The following is a 23351-nucleotide window of genomic DNA, read 5'->3' as shown; positions in this document are numbered from 1 at the left end:
TAAGCAATCAGCTTTCATCTATATAGATGTGTATAATGAAAAGTCCTTAATAATTTATATATTTATCTCTATGCTTCAAATTCTGCAAAAACAGCTGGATGAAAGTACATTTTGCCCACTTTGTCAGGCAAGTATGTATTATGTTGAAGCTGAAGAATTTGAGAAAGAAGTCAGTTTTCACCAATGTAGCCATTGCAATCATCAAGTTTTTCAAAACAATCAACGCAACTGTCATTGTGAAACATGCCAAAGCAAACGGCGTAAGCTGATTAAAGAAACTCGCTTGCAAGAAACCCGTAAGCTAAAGAAAAAAGATAATTTTGAATTAGGTTTAGACCAGCTCAGTTTTTTACATAAATTATTTTTACTGAGTATTTTAGACAATCAGGTGCATGAAAATACCAACCATCAAGAGTTTATTGATTGGGAAGTGATTAAATATCATCCCATTACCCCCAATTACTATTTTCAAAGTCAACTTCTCAATCAACTGATTAAAGACAATGTTTTTGTTGCCAAAGATTTTAGTGATGATGCACACCAATACTATATCAATGTCCGTTTGGATGGTTATTCCGAACCGAGTATGTTTAGTATCGCAACACAACTACGCCATTGGTTCTATGAAAATCTAAGCCAAGGTATCCCATTTAAAACATCCGAAGAAGTCAAAAATGCACTCTATGTTGTGCTGTATCAAGAAATTGTACAGTTTACCCAACATTATTGCCGCACGTGGGGTATCCAGATTTCGGGCAATAAAAACTTCCAAATCTTCTGTTATCACCTACTCGACACATTAGCCGTTGGGCAAATTTTCTATCTCATTCAAACTGCGCTTGAATATTTATATCAAAAAAAGGCGCTACAAGTTCGTAACGAAAACTTTATTAATACCAATATTCTCAAAAAAACAGTGCAACAATATCGAGAACGTGCAATTGCAGAAAAATGGGAAACCTCAACCCTGCCACGTCCACCGAATATTCCATTAAGTAGGATGAGTGAAATACTGTTTTATCGGTTTTTAGGCTACGATGAAGGTATCTTCTTTCAACCTGTGTGGAAATCTTGGAAAAAGATTGAACCACGCTTAAATTTCTATTCACAAAAGCGCTGTATGTATTGTGGCTCAAACGAATTAACAGTTGAGTATGATGCACAAAATTATGTGACATTATTTTGTCGCAGTTGCAAACACCAAGACCACTACTTTACTCAGTAAGGAGCATTTATGAATCATCCTGAAAATATTACACATTCTCAAACGGATCAACTTCATACCCACACTGATGTCATTTTACAAAAAGTTGTGGATGCTTGGACTGAGTTGCAAACTCAACAGCCCTTAGTCCAGTGTATCACCAACAGTGTTGCAGCAAATTATGCTGCAAATGTCTTACTGGCTGCTGGGGCTTCACCTGCAATGATTGATAACCCATTTGAGGCGGAAAGCTTTGCTTCTATTGCTTCGGCATTAAGTATCAATGTGGGAACGCCTACGTCTGAACAAATGCAGGCCATGCAAATTTCAGCACAAACTGTAGCAAATAAAAATACACCGTGGGTTCTCGACCCTGTTGGTTATGGTGCATTTCTCAAATGGCGCAGTGAAATGGTCGATCAATTAGTTTTGCTTAAACCGACTATTATTCGCGGTAATGCCTCAGAGATCAGTGCACTTGCAGGCAATCAAGTTGAATCCAAAGGTGTAGACAGTACTGTGTCAAGCAATGAAGTGTATTTACAGGCTTTAGCACTTTTAACCCATACCGAATGTGTTGCAATTTCTGGTGAATCTGATTTTATTCTATCTAAAGAATTTAATAGTGTGATTCAGGTCAATGGCGGAAGCTTTTTACAGCCTAAAGTCACTGCAACAGGTTGCGCTTTAGGGGCATTAATTGCAGCTTATAGTGCAGTCACAACAGCCACGATTGCAACAATCTCTGCACATATCCATTTTGCGATTGCAGGAAAACTGGCTTTTGAAAAAGCCCAAGCTGTTGGGAGCTTTAATGTCGCATTTTTAGATGAAATATATCAAATGAGTGCAGATAAAATTTGGCAATATGCTGATATAGAAGTCTTAAGTCTTTAGACTAAACATATAAATTTGCTTTTACCATTAAAATTAAGCTTAAACCTATGGAATCACTGATGTCATTACGAGAAGAAGAAAAATTGTTTTGGGACGCAATAGACCAGTCGAATCACAACAAAGATGCTCACTGGTCTGACTATGATATTGACCAGCATTTACAAAATCTTGTGCAATATTTATCTCAGTTAGATAAACAACAACTGATTTTTTTTGAAAAAACACTTCAGCTCAAACTCTCACAACTCTATAGTGCTGAAATCGCAGAACTCTCGACAATTCTAGAATCTGATTTTACTGAAAAAGATGGTATTTTCAATTTCGATGCCTATTTATCAGATGATGGTTTTATTTATTTTAGATGTTGGTTAATCCTCAAAGGCAAGGAATTCTTTGATGACATACAAGAAGATATTCAAAGCTTTGTTAGCGGGAAATATAGTTTTAATATAGGAGACACTTGGGCTGAGGGTCTACTCTATGTTGCTGATGAGGCGTATAGCGTCCATCATGAAAATGAAGAAGAGTCTGAGATTCGTGATGCGGTATATTTACAATATCCAGAACATCACTATGATTTTGCAGCGGGCGAGATTGAAAGAGATTTACTCAATAGTGTTGAGTTACAAACGCGATATCCAAAACTGGTTAAAGCAATATGCGAGCTTAGAAGTGAATAAGTAAAAGATTGGGGCTTATTTTTTTAAGCCCCAATCTGATTATTTTTGCACAAAAACTTTTTTATAAATTTCTCGTGGCATTTCAGCAAACTCTACACAGAGCTGAATTTCTAAACCCTGTGCAGAATAATCTTCAAATGACTGTAAAAATTGCGATAAATTTTCAGTCATTAAGTCTTTTTGTGGTTCAGTACGACCACTTAGACCTTGTAAACGTACGAAAATAAATGCTTGATTACTCTGCTCGCCACTTTCATCCCCAAAGCCAATCAAATAATCCGAAACTGATTGAATACGGGATTTAATATCATATGCTTGCCCCACTAAACCTGTATCAAACAGTGCATGATTTAAGCCCAACATCAATTTCTTTTTATCTAAATTTTGAATATTGTCAGAATAATCAATAAACATTTGTGGCATGGTATTAACCGTTTGAAAGCACTAGATATTGATAAGAATTATAGCATTAACATATAAAAAAACTGTAAAATTAACACTAAATTAGCATTTTAGCGCTTAGATTTATGAGAACTGTAAAAGAAAAAGCAAGTCATAGAGGTGTTATTTTTTTAGCTTACTTTTAGCTCTACAAATTTACTTCCAAATACTAAATTTTCTAAATAATAAGGAATTCGAGATAAATCAAATACTAATCTATATTTCGTTGATTTTAATCTGTAAATATTACTTTAAGTTTGAATCTTTTTTAAAAGCTAGACATTGGGCTTAAGTTAACATCTTAACTATTTCAAACATTTTATTTTTTTACACTACATTGATTATATTTTTCAGCTGTATCACTGTTCCACAAGCTAAAACCATTCTCTCTTGCTAATTTTAGTTTTAGCATTTGTGGCATATATCCCATAAATGAATCTTAGCTAATTCATATTACGAAGTACTTGCATAATTAAGATTATACCGATTTTAGAGACTCTACATAAATATAGAGTCTCCTTAATTTAAATTCTGGCATGTGTGCCATACTTATCGATCATAATTGAACTCGCTTCATTTAAACCACGTACTGTGACGTTGATTCCATTCTTACGAAATTTGCTTACAACAGAATCCAACATCGCAACAGATGTGACATCCCAAATATGGGAGTGAGTCAAATCGATAATGACATCTGAAATTTTCTCATTGAAGTCAAAACTTTGCATAAATTTTTCAGAAGAGCTAAAGAAAATCTGACCGCTTAAATCATATAAACGTGCTGAACCTTCAAAAGTAGACTTCACCTGAATATCATCTTCTAATTTAATGGCAAGAAATAGCGCTGAAAGCAAAACGCCACTGAGTACACCTAATGCGAGGTTATGAGTAGCCACGACCACTATGACGGTCACGATCATCACAGCATTACTACTTTTAGGATTTGCTTTAAAGCTAGTTAGAGAACGCCATTCAAAGGTACTAATAGAGACCATAATCATTACAGCAACCAATGCAGCCATCGGAATCACTTTGAGCCAGTCACTAATAAATACAACAAGAATAAGAAGAAAAATACCCACTGAGAATGTTGATAAGCGAGAAAAACCGCCTGATTTCACATTAATCATAGATTGACCGATCATTGCGCAACCCGCCATTCCTCCCATAAAACCAGATGCAATATTCGCGATTCCTTGCCCTTTGCATTCCTGATATTTATCACTTGGTGTATCAGTCATTTCATCCACGATCGTCGCTGTCATCATAGATTCAAGTAAACCAACTGCCGCTAATGCGAATGAATACGGCAAGATAATTTTCAATGTTTCAACATTCAAAGGGATGTCTGGAAGTAAAAATATTGGAAGCGTATCAGGCAAAGCCCCCATATCCCCAACTGTTCGCACATCAAATCCAAGACTCATTGCCAATATCGTAATTGCAATAATACACACAAGCGGTGAAGGCAGTATTTTTCCTAATTTTGGAATGAGCGGAAATAAATAAATGATTACCAAACCTAATGCAACCAAAGCATAAACATGCCACGTCACATTCACAAATTCAGGCAACTGAGCCATAAAAATTAAGATAGCTAAAGCATTCACAAAGCCAATCACTACAGATTTAGAAACAAACCGCATTAACTTCGCTAACTTCAAATAGCCTGCAAATATTTGAATCACACCCGTTAAAATTGTTGCAGCAAGTAAATATTCAAGGCCATGCTCTTTTACTAAAGTGACCATAAGCAATGCCATAGCGCCTGTTGCTGCTGAAATCATTGCTGGACGTCCCCCAACAAACGAAATCACGACGGTAATACAAAATGATGCATATAAACCCACTTTTGGATCTACACCAGCAATAATTGAAAAAGCGATAGCTTCAGGGATGAGTGCAAGCCCCACAACAAGTCCAGCAAGCACATCCCCACGGATGTTAGAGAACCATTGTTCTCGGATATTAGATAACATAAATAGCGCCTATTTTTTGATTTTTTGATAGGCTAGTGATGTGATATACGATACACAAACGACTACACCACATCACTAGACAGTGATGAGTTATTTACAGATTAGAAGAGGTAAATAAACTTAAGGTGGCGTAAGTGTCATAAAAAAGCGCTGGTTTTGAAGGAAGTTAAAGTGCGAGTATAGCATCCAAATTTACTACACAGCTATACGATGCTGAAATTCACTTTAATTTTAGAATAAGAATAACCATGATATGAAACATTTCTGGACTAGGGCGCTTTATGGTTCTTTATCTCATTCAAAGCACGACATCTATTGTATTCTATTGATAGACCTTAACAAAATCATCAATAAGTATCTGTGTTAATTCATTCTTTTTAACTTAAAACGATTGAATCATAAGATCTGAGATGCAACAGTAGCATTGATCACCAATTCTAGATTTTCAAAATCATCAAATTGCTCAAACTCAAAATCGATCTTGATTTTCGCAATCACTTTTAGATAACCGTCACGACTTTCAATAAATGCCAATTGGTATAAATCGACAGGATTATGGATACTTTTAATGGTAAAACACCCATTAAATGCATCACATTCATTTTCATCAAAAACCAACGTCAACCCAAGCAAATCTTTTAAAAATGGAGATGGTAGCTCCAACCCTTCAAAAGAAATATTTGAATCTATCAATTCATGCGCATAATAAAATGGGCACAACTGAAAGCAGAGATTATAACTATTAGAATATTTGCATTTAGACAAAATAGCTAAACGTGGACTTAATAACTTTTTCTCAAATTTAGCCATTAATTCATCACTAAAAACATCTATCACTCAACAAATAACAATGCCAAACGTACCTGATCATAGCCCATTTTGGGACTGGTTAAATCAACGATTGGACGCAATTTAATCGCACCATCATCATTAAAATGACTTGGATCTTGGCGTTTCTTTAATTTTTTATAAATTACACGAATTTTTTCTACAACTTCTTCACCAGGATTTGCAATCGAGATATCTAAACCTTGCTCTCGATGTAAACGAGCCAAATGATTGATAATCGTCGCAGGAGTTAATCCACGTTCAACCGCAATATCCTGAACCTCATAGCCACTTTCAAACAATTCACGTGTTTCATCAAGTGTTGCCGAAGCATAATTGGTTTTACCACTATTACGCGCCAGCTTCTTTTCATTACGTTCAATTTCAGTGGTATTTAACGTCCCGCCACAATGACGAATAAAGGCATTGTGCTGTGTGGTTAAGTCTGAATCTGCATAATGCACTTCGGCTTCATTGGATAACTCTTGAAAACGGCGATCTGCTTTAATTGCAAGACTATCCAGTTCCAATGCCTGATCATTAAAACCTAACAATCTTAAACCCTGAATCGATTTAAGCCGGGATAAAGCCACATAACCCTGCCCTTTTTCAAAGGTATGGCTTAAGTTGATTTCCGCAGCTTCCAAGGTCATCCCTTGTGATTTATGAATAGTAATCGCCCAAGCTAACCGTAATGGCACTTGTTGTAGACTGGCGATGGTTTTACCACCTTCATTGTCAACAGACCATGTTTCTGGCGCAACCAACAAGGTTGTACCATCGGTCATTTTGACTTTAGGTAACATTCCTAGTTCATCGTCTTCTTCAAAACCAATAACTTCACCTAAACTACCGTTGATATAGCCCATATCGAAGTTATTTTTAACGAACATAACTTTGGCATGCTTTTTAAGCGTCAACTCATCAGGTGCACGTACAGAAGATTTCAATGTTTCAATCAGCTTTTCATTACCATCTGTCACCGCTACAAATTGATGATCATCCCCTTCAATCGCATTGAGATGCTGAAAGTTGATGCTATCCACGTCCATATTGTGGGTATATAAACGCGTGTAGGTATCGCCAATGTCTTGATTACGGGTATCTTGTAGCGCTTGAATATGCTGTGGCTGAATATTCTGGGCACGAATCGCATTGAGTACATCATTCAATGCCGAATCATCTTGACGATGCTGCTCTGTCAGGTAGCAAACACGAAATTTTGCTTCAACCCAAGCGGTTGACATAAAACAAAATTTATCTCGATTTAGTTCGCTATTTTTTCCTACAGGCGGCAGCTGAAAAAAGTCTCCGGCTGCAATCACTTGAATACCACCGAAAGCATCATCAGATTCTTTAAAATATTTTAAAACTTGATTGACCAAATTAAGCTGTTTGGCATGTAACATTGAAATTTCATCAATGATCAAGACTTGGGCATTTTCTAAATGCTCTTTTAAGTATTTACGCTCTTTCATACGCTTTAAATCATCATCAGTCAGCGTATCTTTGATCCCAATGCCTGCCCAAGTATGAATCGTCATGCCATTCATATGTGTTGCTGCAATCCCCGTAGATGCTGTAATTGCAACAGGGACTTTGCGTGCTTTTAAATAATTGATGTACTGATTAAGCGTATAGGTTTTTCCTGCACCAGCAGATCCAGTCAAAAAGACATTTTCACCCGCTTTCATAAGTTTGAGTGCAGTTTCTTGTTTCATAACAGCCTTGAATTACCTAAACAGGATGGGACGGCTATAGCCTAACGATTTTTGCATAAAAAGTTAAGCCAAATGCATCATGAAAAGTGAATTAAAGCCAAGTCGCTCACTCAAAAATGATCTGCGTCAAACTATAAATTCCCCAATTCTTCATTGGGTTGAATACTGCTTTTCCATTTTAAATGCTGATTTACATCATCAATAAAAGCTTGAGCTTTCAATATATAAAACTCATCAGGAATATGATTATTGGGTAAACGCAATTGATCAAAGACCAAACGTCCTAATTTATAATAACAACCCAAAGTCATTTCCTGAGTCGCATCATCAACTTTCGATACATGAAATGCTACATATTCACGATCTACAATCCGCGCACAATAGGACAATGCCAAACAGTGTTTAAACACCAACGACTCTTGAATAATTCGTTTTAGGCTATTCAGTTCTTCATAGCACCACTCTTCAAAATAAATCTTTTGCATTGGTGCAACGCGATCCCAATGCTCTACATCTATTTTTTCTTTAAGTGTTGATAAGGTATCAACAAAATAATGATGTTGATGCCAACGCTGTGCTTGTTGATATAGACCAGACCAAGTGACATTCCGCCCTATATCGTGATGATCATTAAATAAATTCATCACATAGTCCAAAACAAAGCTGTCATAAATACTATGGTTAGATGCACGACCAATCTGCATGTGTTTCAGTTTTTTACGGAAATCATCGACTGTTATATTGTGCTTTTGCAACTGAATAAAAAATTCAGCATGTTGTTGTCGTTGCGGATCAATAAACTTAATCAGTTGCGTGGGCAAGCCCTGAGCAATGTGTTGTACAAACAGCATAAATGCTTGAATGATACGATTTATCTTAAGGTATATTTTTTTATACGTCTGTGGTTGATCCGCCAACATCAACGCAGCGAAATCCAACCATTCTTCGATATATAAATAAGAATTAGAAATTATTTTCTTATTCGATTTATTTTCAATCTCTGTTTTTAAAAAACTATAACGATTGTTCTTTTGGTGATTTTGCCATTCATTTGTAATTGCAAAGGAATGACATTCAATTAAAAATAGCCGCGCTGCAATATTTTTAAAATACTTTAAAACACTTATAGTGACTTCAGGATAAATCTTTGAAGTATCAATCAGACTTAATGCTGTGATCGTGATCCTGACATTGGGATCCTTTATATGTCGACTAATCCAATCATTGACCTGTTCATCTTGTTTAAATAGCCAATTTGCAGTGCGCTTAAGGCTACAAATTGGAAATTGTGGAACTTGATCCTGTTCCCAATATTCAGCATCTTTTTGTAAAAAGTGCTGCTTGCTCAATAAATCCTGATATTGCCAAAAGCCCCGTTTCATATATTTTGCATAAGCAAGCATTTGCGGTTGTTCTTGAGCATGTACAGCCAGTAATTGATAACTTGCAAAATACTGACTGAGTTCATGTAAGCGTAATGTTTCTGGGTGGAAAATCTTTAAAATACGCAAATAATGCGCTGGAATAAACTGATCTAAAGAAAAAATGGCCTGTTGAAATTTAGGTACCAATGACTGAATCGGTAAAAACTCTTGACCCAATACAGAATTAATCAGCACTAAATGCTTAATATTAATTTCAACACTTAAAGGGATTGCTTTACCATATTTAGCAAAATCAGAAACATAGGCATAATCAAAATATTCATAGTGCAGCAAAATTTGATCAATACGTTCTGCATCTGCTTCACTAATATTATATAAATACTGCTCTACCCGATTTTCACCATCCACCCACTCAAAAACCTGTTCAATCAGTGTTTGGCGAATGATTTGGGCTTTGGTCTTTAAATCAGTCGGATGTATCTCATGATATTTTGTTGTATAAAAATAAATATTTTCAGAGAAATATTGAACAAAACGATTGATATTGATTTTATTTTCTAAAGAACGCGGTAACTTTTCAAAATTTAAATCAAAAATTAAACCCTTTTCTTCATCAAAATAGATATTGAGTAACTGATTTGCCAGACTGAATTTATGCTGTTGTGGATCAAACTGGAAAAAGTTGTGCGCAGTAATCTCGGACAAATAGTCAAATTGATCAAGATAAATCTTATTTAAATTTGCTGAAACCTGAAGTAATTCTTGAGCAGCAAGCTGGTGTCTATGTGGCAGCTGCTCCTGAACTGTCTGCACCATATTTGCCTCAATCCATCTCTTACATATATTGAATTTATTAGGGTCTGTTGACACTTCTTCTATGTTTGCGACAACGAGTTTTTTTAAACCATTCGAGGCACGAAATACGAAATTTAGTCAGCTAAATGGGTAGTTCGTAACGACGTAGCGACAAAAAAACTCTAGTCCCCGCTGCGCCTTGCGCTGCAAACAAAGCAGTGCTTTGTTCTTGCTCAGGGTTGTGGTTAAAATTATCTCAGTCTGTGTTATGAAACTCGAAAATAGTCTCGCTATTCTCTTCGTTTCATGCCTTGCCTGCTCAATTTTAGCCTACAACGCAAGCCATTTATGAAATGTTAACAGACCCTATTGTAGGCGAACAATTTTACAAAACAAATTGAATTCAATTATCTTTTGCAAAAGTTTGTTTAAACTGAGCTGTGATCATGTAACGGGTTTTTATTTTATTGATTATGTTTTACCTAGTTTTTATTCCTTATAGTCAAACCACCTAATTATTTATACAAGTGACTTCTATCAAGCAACTGATCATAAATGAAGCTTATGTTTTTATATGAACTTTGAGTAACAATTGGTTATCAATTCATTTTTGTACTTTTGAATCATAGATGGTGATCCTATCGTGGGGCGACAGGGATGTCGCCGTCGGGCGGGGGTAAAGGACGTACCCCTCGCCAAACATGAGCAAAAACAAAGCATAGCTTTGTTTGCAGCGCAAGGTTTGGAATCTCTTACGAAAAGTGAGGCATTGCCTACGCAAAGCTATTTAAACTTTGAATGTAAGGTGTGGCATTGCAGTTTTTTTATAATCAAACAATTTTTCCAGAAAATTAATTTAATTAAATTTTTATAAAAAAAGATCCCCTTACTTTTCAATAAAACTAAGGGGATCTCTATCGCAACACATTTGAAATTTTCACTAAAATTTAAAATAAATGCATTGCAGACTTAATTAAGAATGTACAGGTTTTGCCCCCATACGCTCTTCAATCAAGTCATAACACCATTGGAAAATAAAGGTATAAACCAAAATACAGGTGGTCATTCCGAAATCCAATAAAATTGCTTGCCACAAAGACATATCCATTGCGTAAGCAACCATTGGAATCGTGGCTAACATCAAACCACCCTCAAAACCAATGGCATGTAAAATACGTACACCAATGGTACGTTTAAGCTTTCTCTTACGTTCAAATTGCTCAAAGAAATGGTTAAAAACCATATTCCAAACCACTGAAGTCACGGCCATTGCAACACCTAATACGCCGGTAACTTCCATTGGCACTTCAAAAATAAAACTTAATGCAATCGCTATGATCACCAACAGGATGACTTCATAGCTTAATGCATGAATAACCCTTCTTTTGGAAATCATCATTTAAAACTACTCTTTCTTGATTCGATAGATGCATTATATTTTTATAATATTGATCAATCGAGTCAGGTTCTTTCAATTTTATTGAAAGGTTGCGTGAATTGGAGTAAATTTAATGACTGAAAAACTAAACATAATGGTGCCAAGTGCATGAATATCAACCAAGAACAACTCACCATCTTTAAAACGGTGATGGAAACAGGTTCATTTTCAGCAGCAGCACGACAGCTTGGCAAAGTTCCCTCCGCTGTCAGTATGTCTATCGCCAACTTGGAAATAGACTTAAATCTAAAACTCTTTAATCGTGTAGGCCGTGAACCAATACCCACACCTCAAGCTCAACGCTTATATGAAAAAACTGAACAACTGCTGGTAGAAATGAATCAGTGGAAACAACAAGCGATTGCGCTTAGCGAAGGCTTGGAATCCTCATTAAATATCGTGGTGGTTTCAGAATTATTGCATACAGACTGGGCTGAATACATTGCACTGCTGGGAGAGCACTTTCCAACTTTAGAAATTAATATCTTCTCAGCACCACAAGAAGATGCGCTGAAAATGCTAATGAATCAGACGGCACAACTGGCATTGATGTTTGAACGTGAAATACTTGAAAGCCGTGAGCAATTTGTCGAATTTAAAAAAGAAGCCTTGGTTCCTGTTTCAGCTATTCATCACCCATTATCAGCACATAAACAAGTTACTTTTGAACAAATCCTACAATCCAGACAAATTGTCGTGGCAAGTCGTGATCGAACCATTAAACCCGAATTACTCTATTCTAAAAACTATTGGCGTACTGACAATCACCACTCAGCATGTGCTTTAATTTTAAAAGAACTGGGTTGGGGGGTACTTCCCTTAGAAATGTTTAATGAAAATCCAGAGCTCAAACATAAGTTAAAAATCTTAGATTTGCTCGATTTCACACCAAAATTTGAATATTTTGTCGACTTAGTCTGGAGTCGTGAGAGCAACTTAGGCTCAGCTGCTCGTTTTTTGATTAATCACATTCGAAATCAAAGAATTCATACAAAATAATAGGCCTTTCAGTACATTTTCCTGTTTTGCTCAAATCGCATTGTGTTATAAATAAATCACAAATATTTTAACTAAGAAATAATCGGTAATGACACAATCTGCATTAGATCAATTAAAACGCTTAACCACTATCGTTGCTGATACAGGTGATTTAAACGCAATTCAACAATTTCGCCCTTTGGATGCAACGACTAACCCTTCACTCATTACAGCAGCAGCACAACAGCCTGAAAGTCGTGAGCTAATTGAAGATGCCTATGCTCAAGCAAAAAAAGAAGGTTATGAATTAGATGCACTCGTCGAACGCACCATCGATATTCTCACCGTCAAACTCGGTGTAGAAATTTTAAATATTGTAGAAGGTCGTGTTTCAACAGAAGTAGATGCAGCCCTTTCCTATAATACCGAAGAAACCATTGCCAAGGCTAAAGAGCTACTTGCATTGTATAAAGAATATGGGATCGATCAAGACCGTATTCTGATCAAAATTGCTTCTACATGGGAAGGTATTCAAGCTGCGAAAGTACTTGAATCAGAAGGTATTCATTGTAACTTAACCCTGCTTTTTGGTTTACACCAAGCCAAAGCCTGTGCAGATGCCAATGTTACTTTGATTTCTCCATTTGTCGGTCGTATTTTAGATTGGTTTAAAAAAGCTGAAAATGTAGAAAGCTATCCAATTGAGAAAGATCCAGGCGTATTGTCTGTTAAACAAATTTATCATTACTACAAACAGCATCAAATTAAAACTGAAGTGATGGGTGCTAGCTTCCGTAGCATTGACCAAGTTTTAGGTTTAGCTGGTTGTGATCTTTTAACCGTTGCACCAGGTCTGCTTGAAAAATTGAACAATGATCAACGTCATGTTGTTTCTCAACTCAGCTTAGACACTGAACTGACTGCTCAAGAACATCAAGAGATTTCTAAAGCTGAATTTAAACAACAATTGGAAGCTGATTTAATGGCATTCCAATTATTGCAAAGCGGGATTGACGGTTTTATCAAAGCGCGTGAACAACTTGCATTATTATTGCGTCAATCTTTTGGCCTAGATGCTGATTTTATTGACTAATCTATGTATTTAGAATGATTTATATAAATCTAAATTGTAGATGCGCTTTTGGTTAAAATTGCACTAAAATCGCTCACACTCTAAAGCCGAGTTTGTTATCATAAACGCTCGGCTTTTTTATTTCGCTTTTCTTATACAGTGAGAATGTTGTGTTTGGTATTACCGATATTGTGACATATATACTAGGGACTATTTTTATCGTCATTTTACCCGGTCCTAACTCATTGTATGTGATGTCAATTGCCTCTCGATTTGGAATTAAAACGGGCTATATCGGTGCTTTAGGTGTCTTTACAGGAGATTTAATCCTGATTCTCTGCACTGTTTTAGGTGCTGCCTCTCTACTACATGCCTTTCCTTGGTTATTTATCATTCTCAAAGTTGTTGGTGCAAGCTATCTGTCTTATCTCGGTATTCGTTTACTGATCGCAAGTATCAAAACTTGGCAGAGCAAACCACAAACGCTGCAAACAAATACATCGAATACTGCAACTAACGAACAATTTCATCCATTTCGAACAGCACTCACCATCAGCTTACTCAACCCAAAAGCAATTTTATTTTATCTCTCGTTCTTTGTTCAGTTTGTCAATCCTGATTACCCTTACCCTGCTTTAAGTTTTGCGGCACTTTCAGTGATTCTGCAAATCATCAGTATGAGTTATTTGACGATCTTGATCTTCTCAGGCGTTAAACTCGCCACTTTTTTTAATACACGCTACAAAATTGCTGCAGGTTGTGTTGCTTGTGTAGGCTTACTGTTCTGTGCTTTTGGAATAAAGCTTGCTGTTTCAACGATGTAAGCTGCTTTAGCTAAATAAATCTCCCGATTAAAGCATTCTTTTTGGATCGTTCTTTTGGATAAACTGCGCTTTCTATTCAAGGCAATATCTAATCTTTATAAGTAAGTATAAATTACTTTCGACTAAACTGTTTTAATTTTAAAAAAGCCAAATTCTCCAAAAATGAGAATTTATTCAATTTTATTTTTCCTTTTGCTATTTAATTCCAATTAACCCTATAAGCTTTAAAATGATCCATGTATGATGGTTGCATTTTCAACCATTCAATCAAATTTAAAAGCAAGGGATCATGCAAAAGTTACTCCAAGACTTCTCTATACCTGCTGTATTTGCAGGTTTCATTACCTTCTTAATTGGTATCAGTGTTTCGGCTGTACTCGTCATACAAGCGGCTCAATTACTTGGCGCAAACCCTGAACAAATTACCTCTTGGTTTTGGGCACTCGGTTTAGGTATAGGTCTTTCAGGATTAATTCTTTCTTGGAAATTCAAATATCCTGTTGCCACCTCATGGTCAACCGCTGCACTTGCACTCATCATTGCCACTGCCAGCGGCTACTCACTCTATGAAGCCATTGGTGCTTTCTTAGTGAGTGGTTTACTGACCGCCACACTAGGCTTTTTAGGCATATTTGAAAAAATTATTTCGTATATTCCTCAGAGTTTGACCAGTGCCATGCTGGCAGGTGTATTACTCAAATTTGGTATTGCTCTATTTGCCAGTATGCAAAACGACTGGGCATTTATTCTCAGCCTTTTGGCGGTTTATATCGTCACTAAACGGCTATGGGCTCGTTATTGTATTGTGATTACCGTGATCGCAGGAATTATCATTTGTCCATTTTTTATGGAGTTTCATGTTCCAACCTTACAGTGGGGATTGGCAAAACCAGTATGGATGACACCTGAGTTCACATGGTCTGCAATTCTCGGATTGGCACTGCCTTTATTTGTAATCAATATGGCATCTCAGTATTTACCAGGGATTGCGATGATTAAAAGTTATGGCTATAAACCCCATGTTAACCAACTTATTGGTTGGACAGGTACAGCGCAGACTTTGCTTGCACCATTTGGCTGTTATACCGTGAATATTGCCGCAATCAGTGCTGCTGTCAGTCTGGATGACCAAGTTCACCCAGACCCTGCGAAGCGCTATATTGCTGGCATGAGCTGTGGTTTCTTTTATATTTTGATGGGGCTATTTGCGGCAACATTGACAAGTCTATTGATGTCTTTTCCACATCTTTTTATTGTAGCATTAGCAGGAATCGCCTTGTTTGGTACGATTAGCCATAATATTGCAATTGCATTTCATGAAGTCAAAGATCGTGAAGCCGCACTGCTCACCTTCTTATTCAGTGCATCAGGTGTTCAGTTTTTTGGGATTGGTTCCGCTTTTTGGGGACTCCTATTTGGCTTCGCTGTTTCGTTTATTTTAAACTTTAAACTTAAAAAATAGCATTCTGATCAATAAGATGAATGGAGGCTCATTCATCTTATTTTAAATTTTCAATCATCGAATCAAAGCAAATCGAGAAGCGATAGACAAAAAAAAGCTTACCCTAGGATGGGTAAGCTAGAAAGCTTGAAACAACAATAGAAACTACAGCGAGAATCTGGAAGCTATCTTAGCGATTGGTTAATATTTAAACCAATACTTAAAAACACTTATTGGATATTTCTCAACCGAAAACATCCCCTAAAAGAACCACATTCCCAGTAAATAAAGTGAGAAAAATCTCATTTTCAAAGATAAAAAAACAATAAATCGCCGATCATAATTCATTCATTAGACCAAAGTCTAAAGATTAAATCTCAGGGTAGTTGCCAGTACCTTCAGGCCAAGGTGTAAGCAATTCAAATCCTGTATCTGTGACAGCAACCATATGTTCCCATTGTGCTGACAATGACTTATCCGCAGTAACCACAGTCCAGCCATCTTTCAGCTCTTTGACACTGGATTTCCCCGCATTAATCATTGGTTCAATGGTAAAAACCATACCCTTTTTAAGCACTAAGCCCTGTCCGGGTTGACCATAATGTAATACGTTAGGTTGCTCATGATAAATCTTACCAATCCCATGACCACAATATTCACGAACGATCGTATAACCTTCACGTTGCCCAACTTGTTGGATTGCATGACCAATATCCCCGAGTGTTGCACCGGGTTTGACCATATGAATCCCAGCCACCATTGCCTCATAAGTCGTTTCAACCAGTCTTTTCGCTTCAGGTTTAACTGTACCTACATAGTACATACGGCTGGTATCACCAAAATAACCATCTTTGATAATCGCAACATCTATATTGATAATATCGCCATCATTTAAAACCTTGTGTTTTGATGGGATACCGTGACAGACCACTTCATTTGGAGAAATACAGGTGGTTTTAGTATAACCATAATATCCAATATTTGCAGGGATCACTTTCAGCGTATTGACAATAAAATCATTGCAAATATCGTCTAAATACTCAGTCGTCACCCCTGGCTCCACATATTCACCAATCATTGCTAAAACTTGAGCAGCTAAACGCCCCGACACTCTTAATTTTTCAAGGTCTTGTTCGGTTTTAATAGTGACTGTAGAAGCTTTCATTGGATCTGTCCGCAAAAGTGAAAAAATATTATATGCCTTTTCAATACGTTTAGGGCAATTTACCGCCTATCTTATTCAATAAAAATGCAAAATCAAACACATAAATTTTAGAATAAGTATAATCTTTCCATATGATGATTTTATCTATTCTATATTTTTTGAAAATTTTGATTTTTTCAATTTTTGAAAATTAACTGTGAATCATCCACATAAATATAATCAATATGACTAATTGGTTAAAATTTATAAAAAACGGGAATATTATCCATAAAATAAAATACAAAAAATAAGCTATTTCTACTAAAATCGCTGTTTTGCTTTTTCAACCACAGTTTATGACTAATCTCCGTACAAAGGATATTATTGCTTTAGGCTTTATGACCTTTGCCTTATTTATTGGGGCAGGCAATATTATTTTTCCACCCATTGTTGCTCAACAAGCCGGTGAACATGTATGGCTCGCAGCGCTAGGTTTTCTAGTCACAGCTGTAGGCTTACCTGTTATTACCATTATGGCACTTTCTAAAACTGAAGGTTCTATTGCGATTTTAAGCTCGCCTTTAGGTAAAGTCGCAAGCTTAGTACTGACTGTAGTGTGTTATCTCTCGGTTGGGCCATTATTTGCTACACCTCGTACTGCAACTGTTTCTTATGAAATTGGTTTTTCCTCATACTTTGGAAATGGTGGTACAGCATTATTTATTTATAGTGTTATCTATTTTGCATTTGTAACTTTAGTTTCTCTTTATCCAAATAAATTATTGGATACAGTGGGTCATATTCTTGCACCGCTAAAAATTATTGCACTGGCAATTTTAGGTATTGCAGCATTTCTGATCCCGACTGGTTCAATTTCTCCTGCGATCAACAATTACGCTACCAGCCCTGTTTCTGAAGGTTTTGTAAATGGTTATTTAACCATGGACACTTTAGGCGCTTTGGTTTTCGGTATTGTGATTATTCATGCAATCCACTCTCGTGGTGTCACAGATAAAAAGCTCGTAACCAAATATGCCATTATTGCAAGTTTGATTTCTGGTGTAGGTTTAACGCTGGTTTATCTCAGCTTATTTAAACTTGGTTTAGGCAGTCATGATGCTGCTCCAAATGCTGAAAATGGCGCAGTGATCCTGCATGCTTATGTTCAACATGCTTTTGGTGACTTAGGCTCTTTATTCCTGACAGGTTTGATTTTTATTGCATGTATGGTTACTGCGATTGGTTTAACCTGCGCATGTGCTGAATACTTCTCTGAACTGACAAAAATTCCATATAAAGTTTTAGTGGTTATTTTGGTGTTGTTTTCATTGGTGATTTCAAATCTAGGTTTAACCAAACTGATTGCTTTTTCAGTTCCCGTACTCAGTGCAATTTACCCACCCGCAATTGTGGTCATTCTATTGAGCTTCTTTTGGGGTAAATTCAATAACCCAACCACGGTTATCGCACCTGTTACTGGCGTTGCATTTTTATTTGGTCTTATTGAAGGAATTAAAGTCACAAGCTTTAAAGACAGCTTACCTTTGATGATTCAAAACTTACCGTTAAATGAACAGAATCTTGCATGGGTGATCCCATCATTGATCGTGTTAATCATCTGTGTCGTAATTGATAAAGTTAAAAAATAAAGCTTTTTAATTATCATCCTTAAAATTTGATTTTACCCAAATCTTATTTTAACAGTGATCAATAATTGTCATGTTTACCCCACAGGCCGTTATTGTTTGCGACACAATTTTTAAAGCGTTCTTTGATCCATCTTAGTGCTTCAAACATGTGATCAATGCACCTGAATAGATCAAATCAAGCTTTGCTCTACGTATAAAAAACATTTGGCTAAAAATACTAAAACTTAATTTTAATTCAACAAAGATAAATTCAGTCGCGTTGTTGCTTTTTTTGAATGAGTGAACCGTTCTCCATGCCAAAATTGAATTATTTTGAAAAAATAGTCATTTTTTTCGATTTTTGCATAAATATTGCATAATTTTTATCAACTTTAGTCGATAATACTTTCAAGACCTATTCAGTTATTGTATTTTATTTTGATAACTAGCTCACACTACTTCAACAACAATTACATCATTTATCAAAAAAATCACTTATATTTTCATTTTTTATAAAATAATCATCACTTGTAATAAATATGTCATAATTATTTTGAATAATAGAGATATTTGCTCTTGAAATAATAATTAGATATGGTACAACTGAATAAACCAATCCAGACTAAAACAATGTGGTTTTTGTCGAGCAGACAGGAGGAATGGGGATGTTATCAATACATTTCAATAAGCAAGTCTTCATTAATTCTTTGAAGACAAATACAAAACTAGTCATCTATTTAAGTACAACACTTGCACTTTTAGTGACTCTGTTTATTCATGGACTCATTCAAGGCAATTTAAAACCTGAATTTTTTGCCTATGCATTAGTCGTTTCTGCTGCCTTCTATGTTTGGGATGTAGTCGACCATAAATCTCGTAAACTCGCGAAGATTACAGAATAAAAGATGGATGCCATGCATCCATCTTAAATAAGAAAATCATAAAAATTTAAGTATTAAAACAAAGTATTAAACATTCCTAGTAATAATCCTCCAGTCGCAACAATCTCCCCGAGTACCAATAACAGCATTGCGATACGTAACAATATTTTCGGTAAGTGCATTGTTCCTAATTGGTGCGGTTCTTTGAATTGATTTGTCGTATCTTTTAAAAAACCATGCAAAACATAACTGGCAATTGAAAAGCTAAAAAAGAATAAATTAATCAAGACAAATATTAAATTTGTGGTTTCTGTCCAGCTTGAACAATAGGCCATCACCGCTAAAATCAAAGTGGCTGGAGCATAAAGCAAGCTACTGCGATGTGCGATATCGACATAATAATGAGCTCGAGCCATTTCTGATCGACTAATTTGGTAATATTTCCAAACCCCTGTTAGCATACCCACCCATAGATAAATCCCACTAAATATTAAAGCTAACTTTACCGACAAACTTAAACTCACTAAATCCATTTAAAACATCCTAATTCCAACAGCTTAAAATATTTATATTACCTTTGACTCATAAGTCATACTTTCATCAAGTTTCTTTTTAGAACTTATGTAAAGTAATCATTAAAGCATACCCATTGAATTGTCATGAATACATTTGAAAATTTAACCATAACTTGTGCAGATAGCTATAGCTTAACTGCACGTTTTTATCCGGCAAAACAATCAACCCATCAATTGCCTATTTTGGTTTGTCCTGCAACAGGTATTACCCAAGGTTTTTATCATCATTTTATAGAATGGCTTGCCCAACAAGGTTCAGATGTACTAGTCTTCGATTTTCGTGGTATAGGTGAGTCCTTACATGGTCCTATTCGTCAGTCCACTGCAAGTATTCAAGACTGGGGACAACTGGATATTCCTGCTGCTATTGAAACATTGCTGAATAAAACAGGCAAAGAACAAGTCATACTCTTAGGTCATAGTGCTGGGGGACAATTACTAGGCATTGTTTCTAATTACAAGAAAGTGGCACAAGTGATTGCAATTTCAGGCTCTACAGGACATGTAAAAGGACTTAAAGGGCGAACCAAACGTATGGCGCCTGTCATGTTTAAAATGATCTTCCCTGTTTCAAGCTTAGTCAAAGGCTATGGCGCAACCAAGTTTTTAGGCATGGGAGAAAATTTACCCAAAAATGTTGCAAAACAATGGGCTGAATTTTGCAGTAAACCCGGTTATGTGATGAACGCTATAGGTAAAACGATTTTCGAGGACTATCACAACGAAATTCAATGCCCAATTACGGTGTATTGGTCATCGGATGATGAGATCGCTACAGAAGCCAATGTCAAAGACTTACTTCGCTTGTATCCAAAAGCCACCACAGAAATGATAGAGCTTAAACCGAAAGATACAGGCCATAAAGCCATTGGTCATATGTTAATGTTTAAGAAGTCACATCAAAATTTATGGCCAACAATGGCACAAAATATTTTAAATTAATTTTTAGTTTTAAGTACTTAGATAAGTAATCCTATCTAAGTGCTCTTTTTATTTAAAAAAATGCCTCATTAATGAGGCATTTTTTTAGTTTTTTATATCTGCTTGCGATTTAATCGTAAAGCAGTTACGAAAATTGCTCTGGACGGGTAATTTTTACCGTCTTGATCCGATTTTCATCCATTTCGATGACTTCAAACCAAATGCCCTCTTGTTCAATCTGAGTGCCAACTTTTGCTTCGCCTTGAGTCTTGTCTAAAATCAAACCTGCTACGCTAAAGTAACCTGAGTCTTCTTGAACTAGATCCAACATGCCAAGTTCCAGCTCAAGCTGATACAAGTCAAGCATACCTGATGCTTTCCACGTTGTATCATTCAGTTTGATCAACTCTAACTGTTCATCTGCATCTGGGAATTCACCCGCAATTGCTTCAAACACATCCAACGGAGAAATCAAACCTTGGATATTACCAAATTCGTTACTCACCAAGACCAAAGACCCCTTAGACGTTCTTAAAGTATGAATAGCATCAATCACTTTCATTTTTTCAAAAATAAAAATCGGACGACTACGTTTAAGCAAGGCTTGTAATTGCTCTGGTTCATCCAGTACATCAATTAACTCTTTAGCACGTACAACCGTAACCACTTTATCCAATTGTCCGCGACATACCGGGAATAAACTATGTGGTACAGCCAAGATTTGCTGACGAATACTCTCCGCATCATCTTCAAGATTGATCCACGAAATTTGATTTCTTGGCGTCATGATTGAGGCAACTGAACGTTCAGCAAGTGTCAATACACCACCAACCATATAGCGTTCTTCATCACCAAAGGCTTTTTGAGCAGCTAAAGCTTCAGGGCTTTGTAATAAATCTGCATCCAGCTTACTTCCCATCAATTTTAAGATTGAGTCTGCGGTACGATGACGCAATGGCGTTTTCGACTGATGCTTTTCAACATTGCGGCTGGAAAATTGGTTAAAGGCTTCAATTAAAATTGCCACACCAATACCCGAGTAAATATAGCCTTTCGGAATATGGAAACCAAAACCTTCAGCGATTAAGCTCACACCAATCAATAATAAGAAACTTAAACATAGAATCACGACTGTCGGATGCTTATTGACAAAAGCGGTTAACGGCTTAGACGCAATCAACATCACAACCACAGCAATCGTTACAGCGGCCATCATCACATAGATATTGTCGACCATACCAATCGCGGTAATCACCGAATCAAGAGAGAATACTGCGTCTAAAACGATGATTTGCGCCACAACTGCCCAGAAGCTTGCATAAACAACTGCACCTGAACTTTTAACCTCAGGTTTGCCTTCCATTTTTTCATGTAGTTCAGTGACGGCTTTATAGACGAGGAACAGTCCACCGAATAATAAAATTAAGTCTCGACCTGAGAAAGACAACCCGCCAAAAGCGATTAAAGGCTTGGTTAATGTGACCAGCCACGAAATAATAGACAGCAAGCCTAAACGCATAATTAAGGCTAAAGATAAGCCAATAATACGTGCTTTGTCTCGTTGTTCAGGAGGAAGTTTATCTGCAAGAATGGCGATAAAGACCAGGTTATCAATACCCAGTACAATTTCTAAAACAATCAGGGTTAAAAGACCAACCCAAATTCCAGGGTCTAATAAAAATTCCATTATTAGAGCTCCTGCTTATTATTATCAATATATAAGAAGAAAAATAAATTTGACCTACACGACGACGGATCCATGAATGAAACCTTTTCAACTAAATTAGATTAATTATGCACAATATCTTGCAGTTGTAATTAATTTTCACAAAAATTTTACATTTATTTAAGATTTTTCTTATGAATAACCTCGCGATACGGGTGAATTGTAAGTAATCCCTGCCTCGCATGATCAATTCGATGCTTTACAGATGCCGATTCATCTTATTCAAATTATTTTTCACTCAATCTAACAAAAATGTCATTAGCTTTTTTCAATATAAATTGTGTATAACTATAGTTATTAAATGCTATTTACCTTCTAACGGTATAAATCGCTTTAATTTAATTAATGATTTTCAATCGGATATATGGGCATTTAGGGAGGAAATACTTAGATTTATTCCCATTATGGCGTAATCAAACCTAATTATTAACAGTAAAGCCAAGTTGATTTTTCTTATTTTTCAGTTAAAATAACATCAGATGTTAATTTTTTTAACTAATAAGCTTGCTTTTAACAACATCTTCTTGGTAATTTTCATACTTAAGCAAGCTGAAATATACGTAGGAGGAGCCACTATGACACAGGGACATTCAATGACTTTCAATAAAATCAACCTTTGCGGTTGTTTTGAAACTTTCGATTCCACACTAACAACTAAAGAATGAACTCTGTTCATTCTAAATTGCATGAAGAAGCGACTAAATTTACGCAAGGTATTACTACTTTTTATCTAATTTAAGACAGTTATACAATGCCTTTACTGAATACTTTAACTTAAGTTTGGTTCAAGCAA

The 23351-nt window shown here is 36.1% G+C and carries 19 protein-coding genes; 10 read left to right on the top strand and 9 right to left on the bottom strand.

Features of this window, described 5'->3' with window-relative positions; genetic code table 11:
* Positions 1-70: 70 nt before the first annotated feature.
* From CQZ96_RS01250 to CQZ96_RS01240, 3 genes are read left to right on the top strand one after another with little or no spacing between them, the layout of a single operon-like run.
* A complete protein-coding gene (locus CQZ96_RS01250; RefSeq protein ID WP_004719663.1) occupies positions 71-1225 on the top strand; it encodes a hypothetical protein in 1155 nt (384 codons plus the stop codon).
* Between the two features lie 9 nt (positions 1226-1234).
* Positions 1235-2101: a hydroxyethylthiazole kinase gene (thiM, locus tag CQZ96_RS01245; protein ID WP_105712454.1), complete on the top strand. Its 867-nt coding sequence runs from the start codon at positions 1235-1237 to the stop codon at positions 2099-2101.
* Positions 2102-2160: 59 nt separating this feature from the next.
* Positions 2161-2781 (top strand): DUF4240 domain-containing protein, encoded by a 621-nt coding sequence (locus tag CQZ96_RS01240; protein WP_105712453.1) that lies wholly within the window; start codon positions 2161-2163, stop codon positions 2779-2781.
* A 39-nt stretch (positions 2782-2820) separates the two neighbouring features.
* Here CQZ96_RS01240 and CQZ96_RS01235 read toward each other — a convergent pair whose 3' ends face one another.
* From CQZ96_RS01235 to aceI, 6 genes are all read right to left on the bottom strand, one after another.
* Positions 2821-3204: a 5-carboxymethyl-2-hydroxymuconate Delta-isomerase gene (locus CQZ96_RS01235; protein WP_105712452.1), complete on the bottom strand. Its 384-nt coding sequence runs from the start codon at positions 3202-3204 to the stop codon at positions 2821-2823.
* A 542-nt stretch (positions 3205-3746) separates the two neighbouring features.
* On the bottom strand, positions 3747-5201 hold the full coding sequence (locus tag CQZ96_RS01230) for a SulP family inorganic anion transporter (RefSeq protein WP_105712451.1): 1455 nt from the start codon (positions 5199-5201) through the stop codon (positions 3747-3749).
* Between the two features lie 396 nt (positions 5202-5597).
* Entirely contained in the window at positions 5598-6011 is a 414-nt protein-coding gene (locus CQZ96_RS01225) for a hypothetical protein (RefSeq protein ID WP_105712450.1), read from the bottom strand.
* Positions 6012-6034: 23 nt separating this feature from the next.
* Positions 6035-7750, bottom strand: coding sequence for an AAA family ATPase (locus CQZ96_RS01220; RefSeq protein WP_105712449.1), 1716 nt, complete (start codon positions 7748-7750; stop codon positions 6035-6037).
* A 131-nt stretch (positions 7751-7881) separates the two neighbouring features.
* Positions 7882-9951 (bottom strand): hypothetical protein, encoded by a 2070-nt coding sequence (locus CQZ96_RS01215; protein WP_105712448.1) that lies wholly within the window; start codon positions 9949-9951, stop codon positions 7882-7884.
* Positions 9952-10903: 952 nt separating this feature from the next.
* Positions 10904-11329: a chlorhexidine efflux PACE transporter AceI gene (gene aceI, locus CQZ96_RS01210; RefSeq protein WP_004822192.1), complete on the bottom strand. Its 426-nt coding sequence runs from the start codon at positions 11327-11329 to the stop codon at positions 10904-10906.
* 147 nt (positions 11330-11476) lie between these two features.
* Here aceI and CQZ96_RS01205 point away from each other — a divergent pair, with 147 nt between their 5' ends.
* The 4 genes from CQZ96_RS01205 (at position 11477) to CQZ96_RS01190 (ending at position 15704) form a co-directional block, all read left to right on the top strand.
* Positions 11477-12367 carry a LysR family transcriptional regulator gene (locus CQZ96_RS01205; protein ID WP_034618362.1) on the top strand — a complete coding sequence of 297 codons (891 nt, stop codon included), beginning with the start codon at positions 11477-11479 and terminating at the stop codon, positions 12365-12367.
* A gap of 88 nt (positions 12368-12455) precedes the next feature.
* Positions 12456-13439, top strand: a complete 984-nt coding sequence (gene tal / locus CQZ96_RS01200; protein WP_096734337.1) for a transaldolase — start codon at positions 12456-12458, stop codon at positions 13437-13439.
* Positions 13440-13588: 149 nt separating this feature from the next.
* Positions 13589-14242, top strand: coding sequence for a leucine efflux protein LeuE (gene leuE / locus CQZ96_RS01195; protein ID WP_105712446.1), 654 nt, complete (start codon positions 13589-13591; stop codon positions 14240-14242).
* Between the two features lie 289 nt (positions 14243-14531).
* On the top strand, positions 14532-15704 hold the full coding sequence (locus CQZ96_RS01190) for a benzoate/H(+) symporter BenE family transporter (RefSeq protein ID WP_056511779.1): 1173 nt from the start codon (positions 14532-14534) through the stop codon (positions 15702-15704).
* 349 nt (positions 15705-16053) lie between these two features.
* Here CQZ96_RS01190 and map read toward each other — a convergent pair whose 3' ends face one another.
* Positions 16054-16848, bottom strand: coding sequence for a type I methionyl aminopeptidase (gene map, locus CQZ96_RS01185; RefSeq protein ID WP_056511782.1), 795 nt, complete (start codon positions 16846-16848; stop codon positions 16054-16056).
* A gap of 335 nt (positions 16849-17183) precedes the next feature.
* Here map and brnQ point away from each other — a divergent pair, with 335 nt between their 5' ends.
* Both brnQ and CQZ96_RS01175 read left to right on the top strand, forming a co-directional pair.
* Positions 17184-18476 (top strand): branched-chain amino acid transport system II carrier protein, encoded by a 1293-nt coding sequence (gene brnQ / locus CQZ96_RS01180; RefSeq protein ID WP_105712445.1) that lies wholly within the window; start codon positions 17184-17186, stop codon positions 18474-18476.
* Between the two features lie 644 nt (positions 18477-19120).
* A complete protein-coding gene (locus tag CQZ96_RS01175) occupies positions 19121-19357 on the top strand; it encodes a hypothetical protein (RefSeq protein WP_004719635.1) in 237 nt (78 codons plus the stop codon).
* A 53-nt stretch (positions 19358-19410) separates the two neighbouring features.
* Here the strand turns inward: CQZ96_RS01175 and CQZ96_RS01170 are convergent, their stop codons facing one another.
* A complete protein-coding gene (locus CQZ96_RS01170) occupies positions 19411-19869 on the bottom strand; it encodes a hypothetical protein (protein ID WP_056511786.1) in 459 nt (152 codons plus the stop codon).
* Positions 19870-19995: 126 nt separating this feature from the next.
* Between CQZ96_RS01170 and CQZ96_RS01165 the strand changes: the two genes are divergently transcribed.
* Positions 19996-20853, top strand: coding sequence for an alpha/beta fold hydrolase (locus CQZ96_RS01165; protein WP_105712444.1), 858 nt, complete (start codon positions 19996-19998; stop codon positions 20851-20853).
* Positions 20854-20977: 124 nt separating this feature from the next.
* Here the strand turns inward: CQZ96_RS01165 and CQZ96_RS01160 are convergent, their stop codons facing one another.
* Complete coding sequence (locus CQZ96_RS01160) at positions 20978-22519, bottom strand: TerC family protein (protein WP_004719629.1); 1542 nt, start codon at positions 22517-22519, stop codon at positions 20978-20980.
* Positions 22520-23351: the final 832 nt, after the last annotated feature.

The organism is Acinetobacter sp. MYb10, from assembly GCF_002980175.2.
GTDB classification, from domain to species: Bacteria; Pseudomonadota; Gammaproteobacteria; order Pseudomonadales; family Moraxellaceae; genus Acinetobacter; species Acinetobacter guillouiae.
This window is presented reverse-complemented; position numbering and strand designations above follow the sequence as displayed.

What these genes read in the sequence shown, in the direction of transcription:
- CQZ96_RS01250 (WP_004719663.1), top strand. Translation starts at nt 71, where the DNA reads ATGCTTCAAATTCTGCAAAAACAGCTGGATGAAAGTACATTTTGCCCA.
- thiM (WP_105712454.1), top strand. Translation starts at nt 1,235, where the DNA reads ATGAATCATCCTGAAAATATTACACATTCTCAAACGGATCAACTTCAT.
- CQZ96_RS01240 (WP_105712453.1), top strand. Translation starts at nt 2,161, where the DNA reads ATGTCATTACGAGAAGAAGAAAAATTGTTTTGGGACGCAATAGACCAG.
- CQZ96_RS01235 (WP_105712452.1), bottom strand. Translation starts at nt 3,204, where the DNA reads ATGCCACAAATGTTTATTGATTATTCTGACAATATTCAAAATTTAGAT.
- CQZ96_RS01230 (WP_105712451.1), bottom strand. Translation starts at nt 5,201, where the DNA reads ATGTTATCTAATATCCGAGAACAATGGTTCTCTAACATCCGTGGGGAT.
- CQZ96_RS01225 (WP_105712450.1), bottom strand. Translation starts at nt 6,011, where the DNA reads ATGGCTAAATTTGAGAAAAAGTTATTAAGTCCACGTTTAGCTATTTTG.
- CQZ96_RS01220 (WP_105712449.1), bottom strand. Translation starts at nt 7,750, where the DNA reads ATGAAACAAGAAACTGCACTCAAACTTATGAAAGCGGGTGAAAATGTC.
- CQZ96_RS01215 (WP_105712448.1), bottom strand. Translation starts at nt 9,951, where the DNA reads ATGGTGCAGACAGTTCAGGAGCAGCTGCCACATAGACACCAGCTTGCT.
- aceI (WP_004822192.1), bottom strand. Translation starts at nt 11,329, where the DNA reads ATGATGATTTCCAAAAGAAGGGTTATTCATGCATTAAGCTATGAAGTC.
- CQZ96_RS01205 (WP_034618362.1), top strand. Translation starts at nt 11,477, where the DNA reads ATGAATATCAACCAAGAACAACTCACCATCTTTAAAACGGTGATGGAA.
- tal (WP_096734337.1), top strand. Translation starts at nt 12,456, where the DNA reads ATGACACAATCTGCATTAGATCAATTAAAACGCTTAACCACTATCGTT.
- CQZ96_RS01190 (WP_056511779.1), top strand. Translation starts at nt 14,532, where the DNA reads ATGCAAAAGTTACTCCAAGACTTCTCTATACCTGCTGTATTTGCAGGT.
- map (WP_056511782.1), bottom strand. Translation starts at nt 16,848, where the DNA reads ATGAAAGCTTCTACAGTCACTATTAAAACCGAACAAGACCTTGAAAAA.
- brnQ (WP_105712445.1), top strand. Translation starts at nt 17,184, where the DNA reads ATGACTAATCTCCGTACAAAGGATATTATTGCTTTAGGCTTTATGACC.
- CQZ96_RS01175 (WP_004719635.1), top strand. Translation starts at nt 19,121, where the DNA reads ATGTTATCAATACATTTCAATAAGCAAGTCTTCATTAATTCTTTGAAG.
- CQZ96_RS01170 (WP_056511786.1), bottom strand. Translation starts at nt 19,869, where the DNA reads ATGGATTTAGTGAGTTTAAGTTTGTCGGTAAAGTTAGCTTTAATATTT.
- CQZ96_RS01165 (WP_105712444.1), top strand. Translation starts at nt 19,996, where the DNA reads ATGAATACATTTGAAAATTTAACCATAACTTGTGCAGATAGCTATAGC.
- CQZ96_RS01160 (WP_004719629.1), bottom strand. Translation starts at nt 22,519, where the DNA reads ATGGAATTTTTATTAGACCCTGGAATTTGGGTTGGTCTTTTAACCCTG.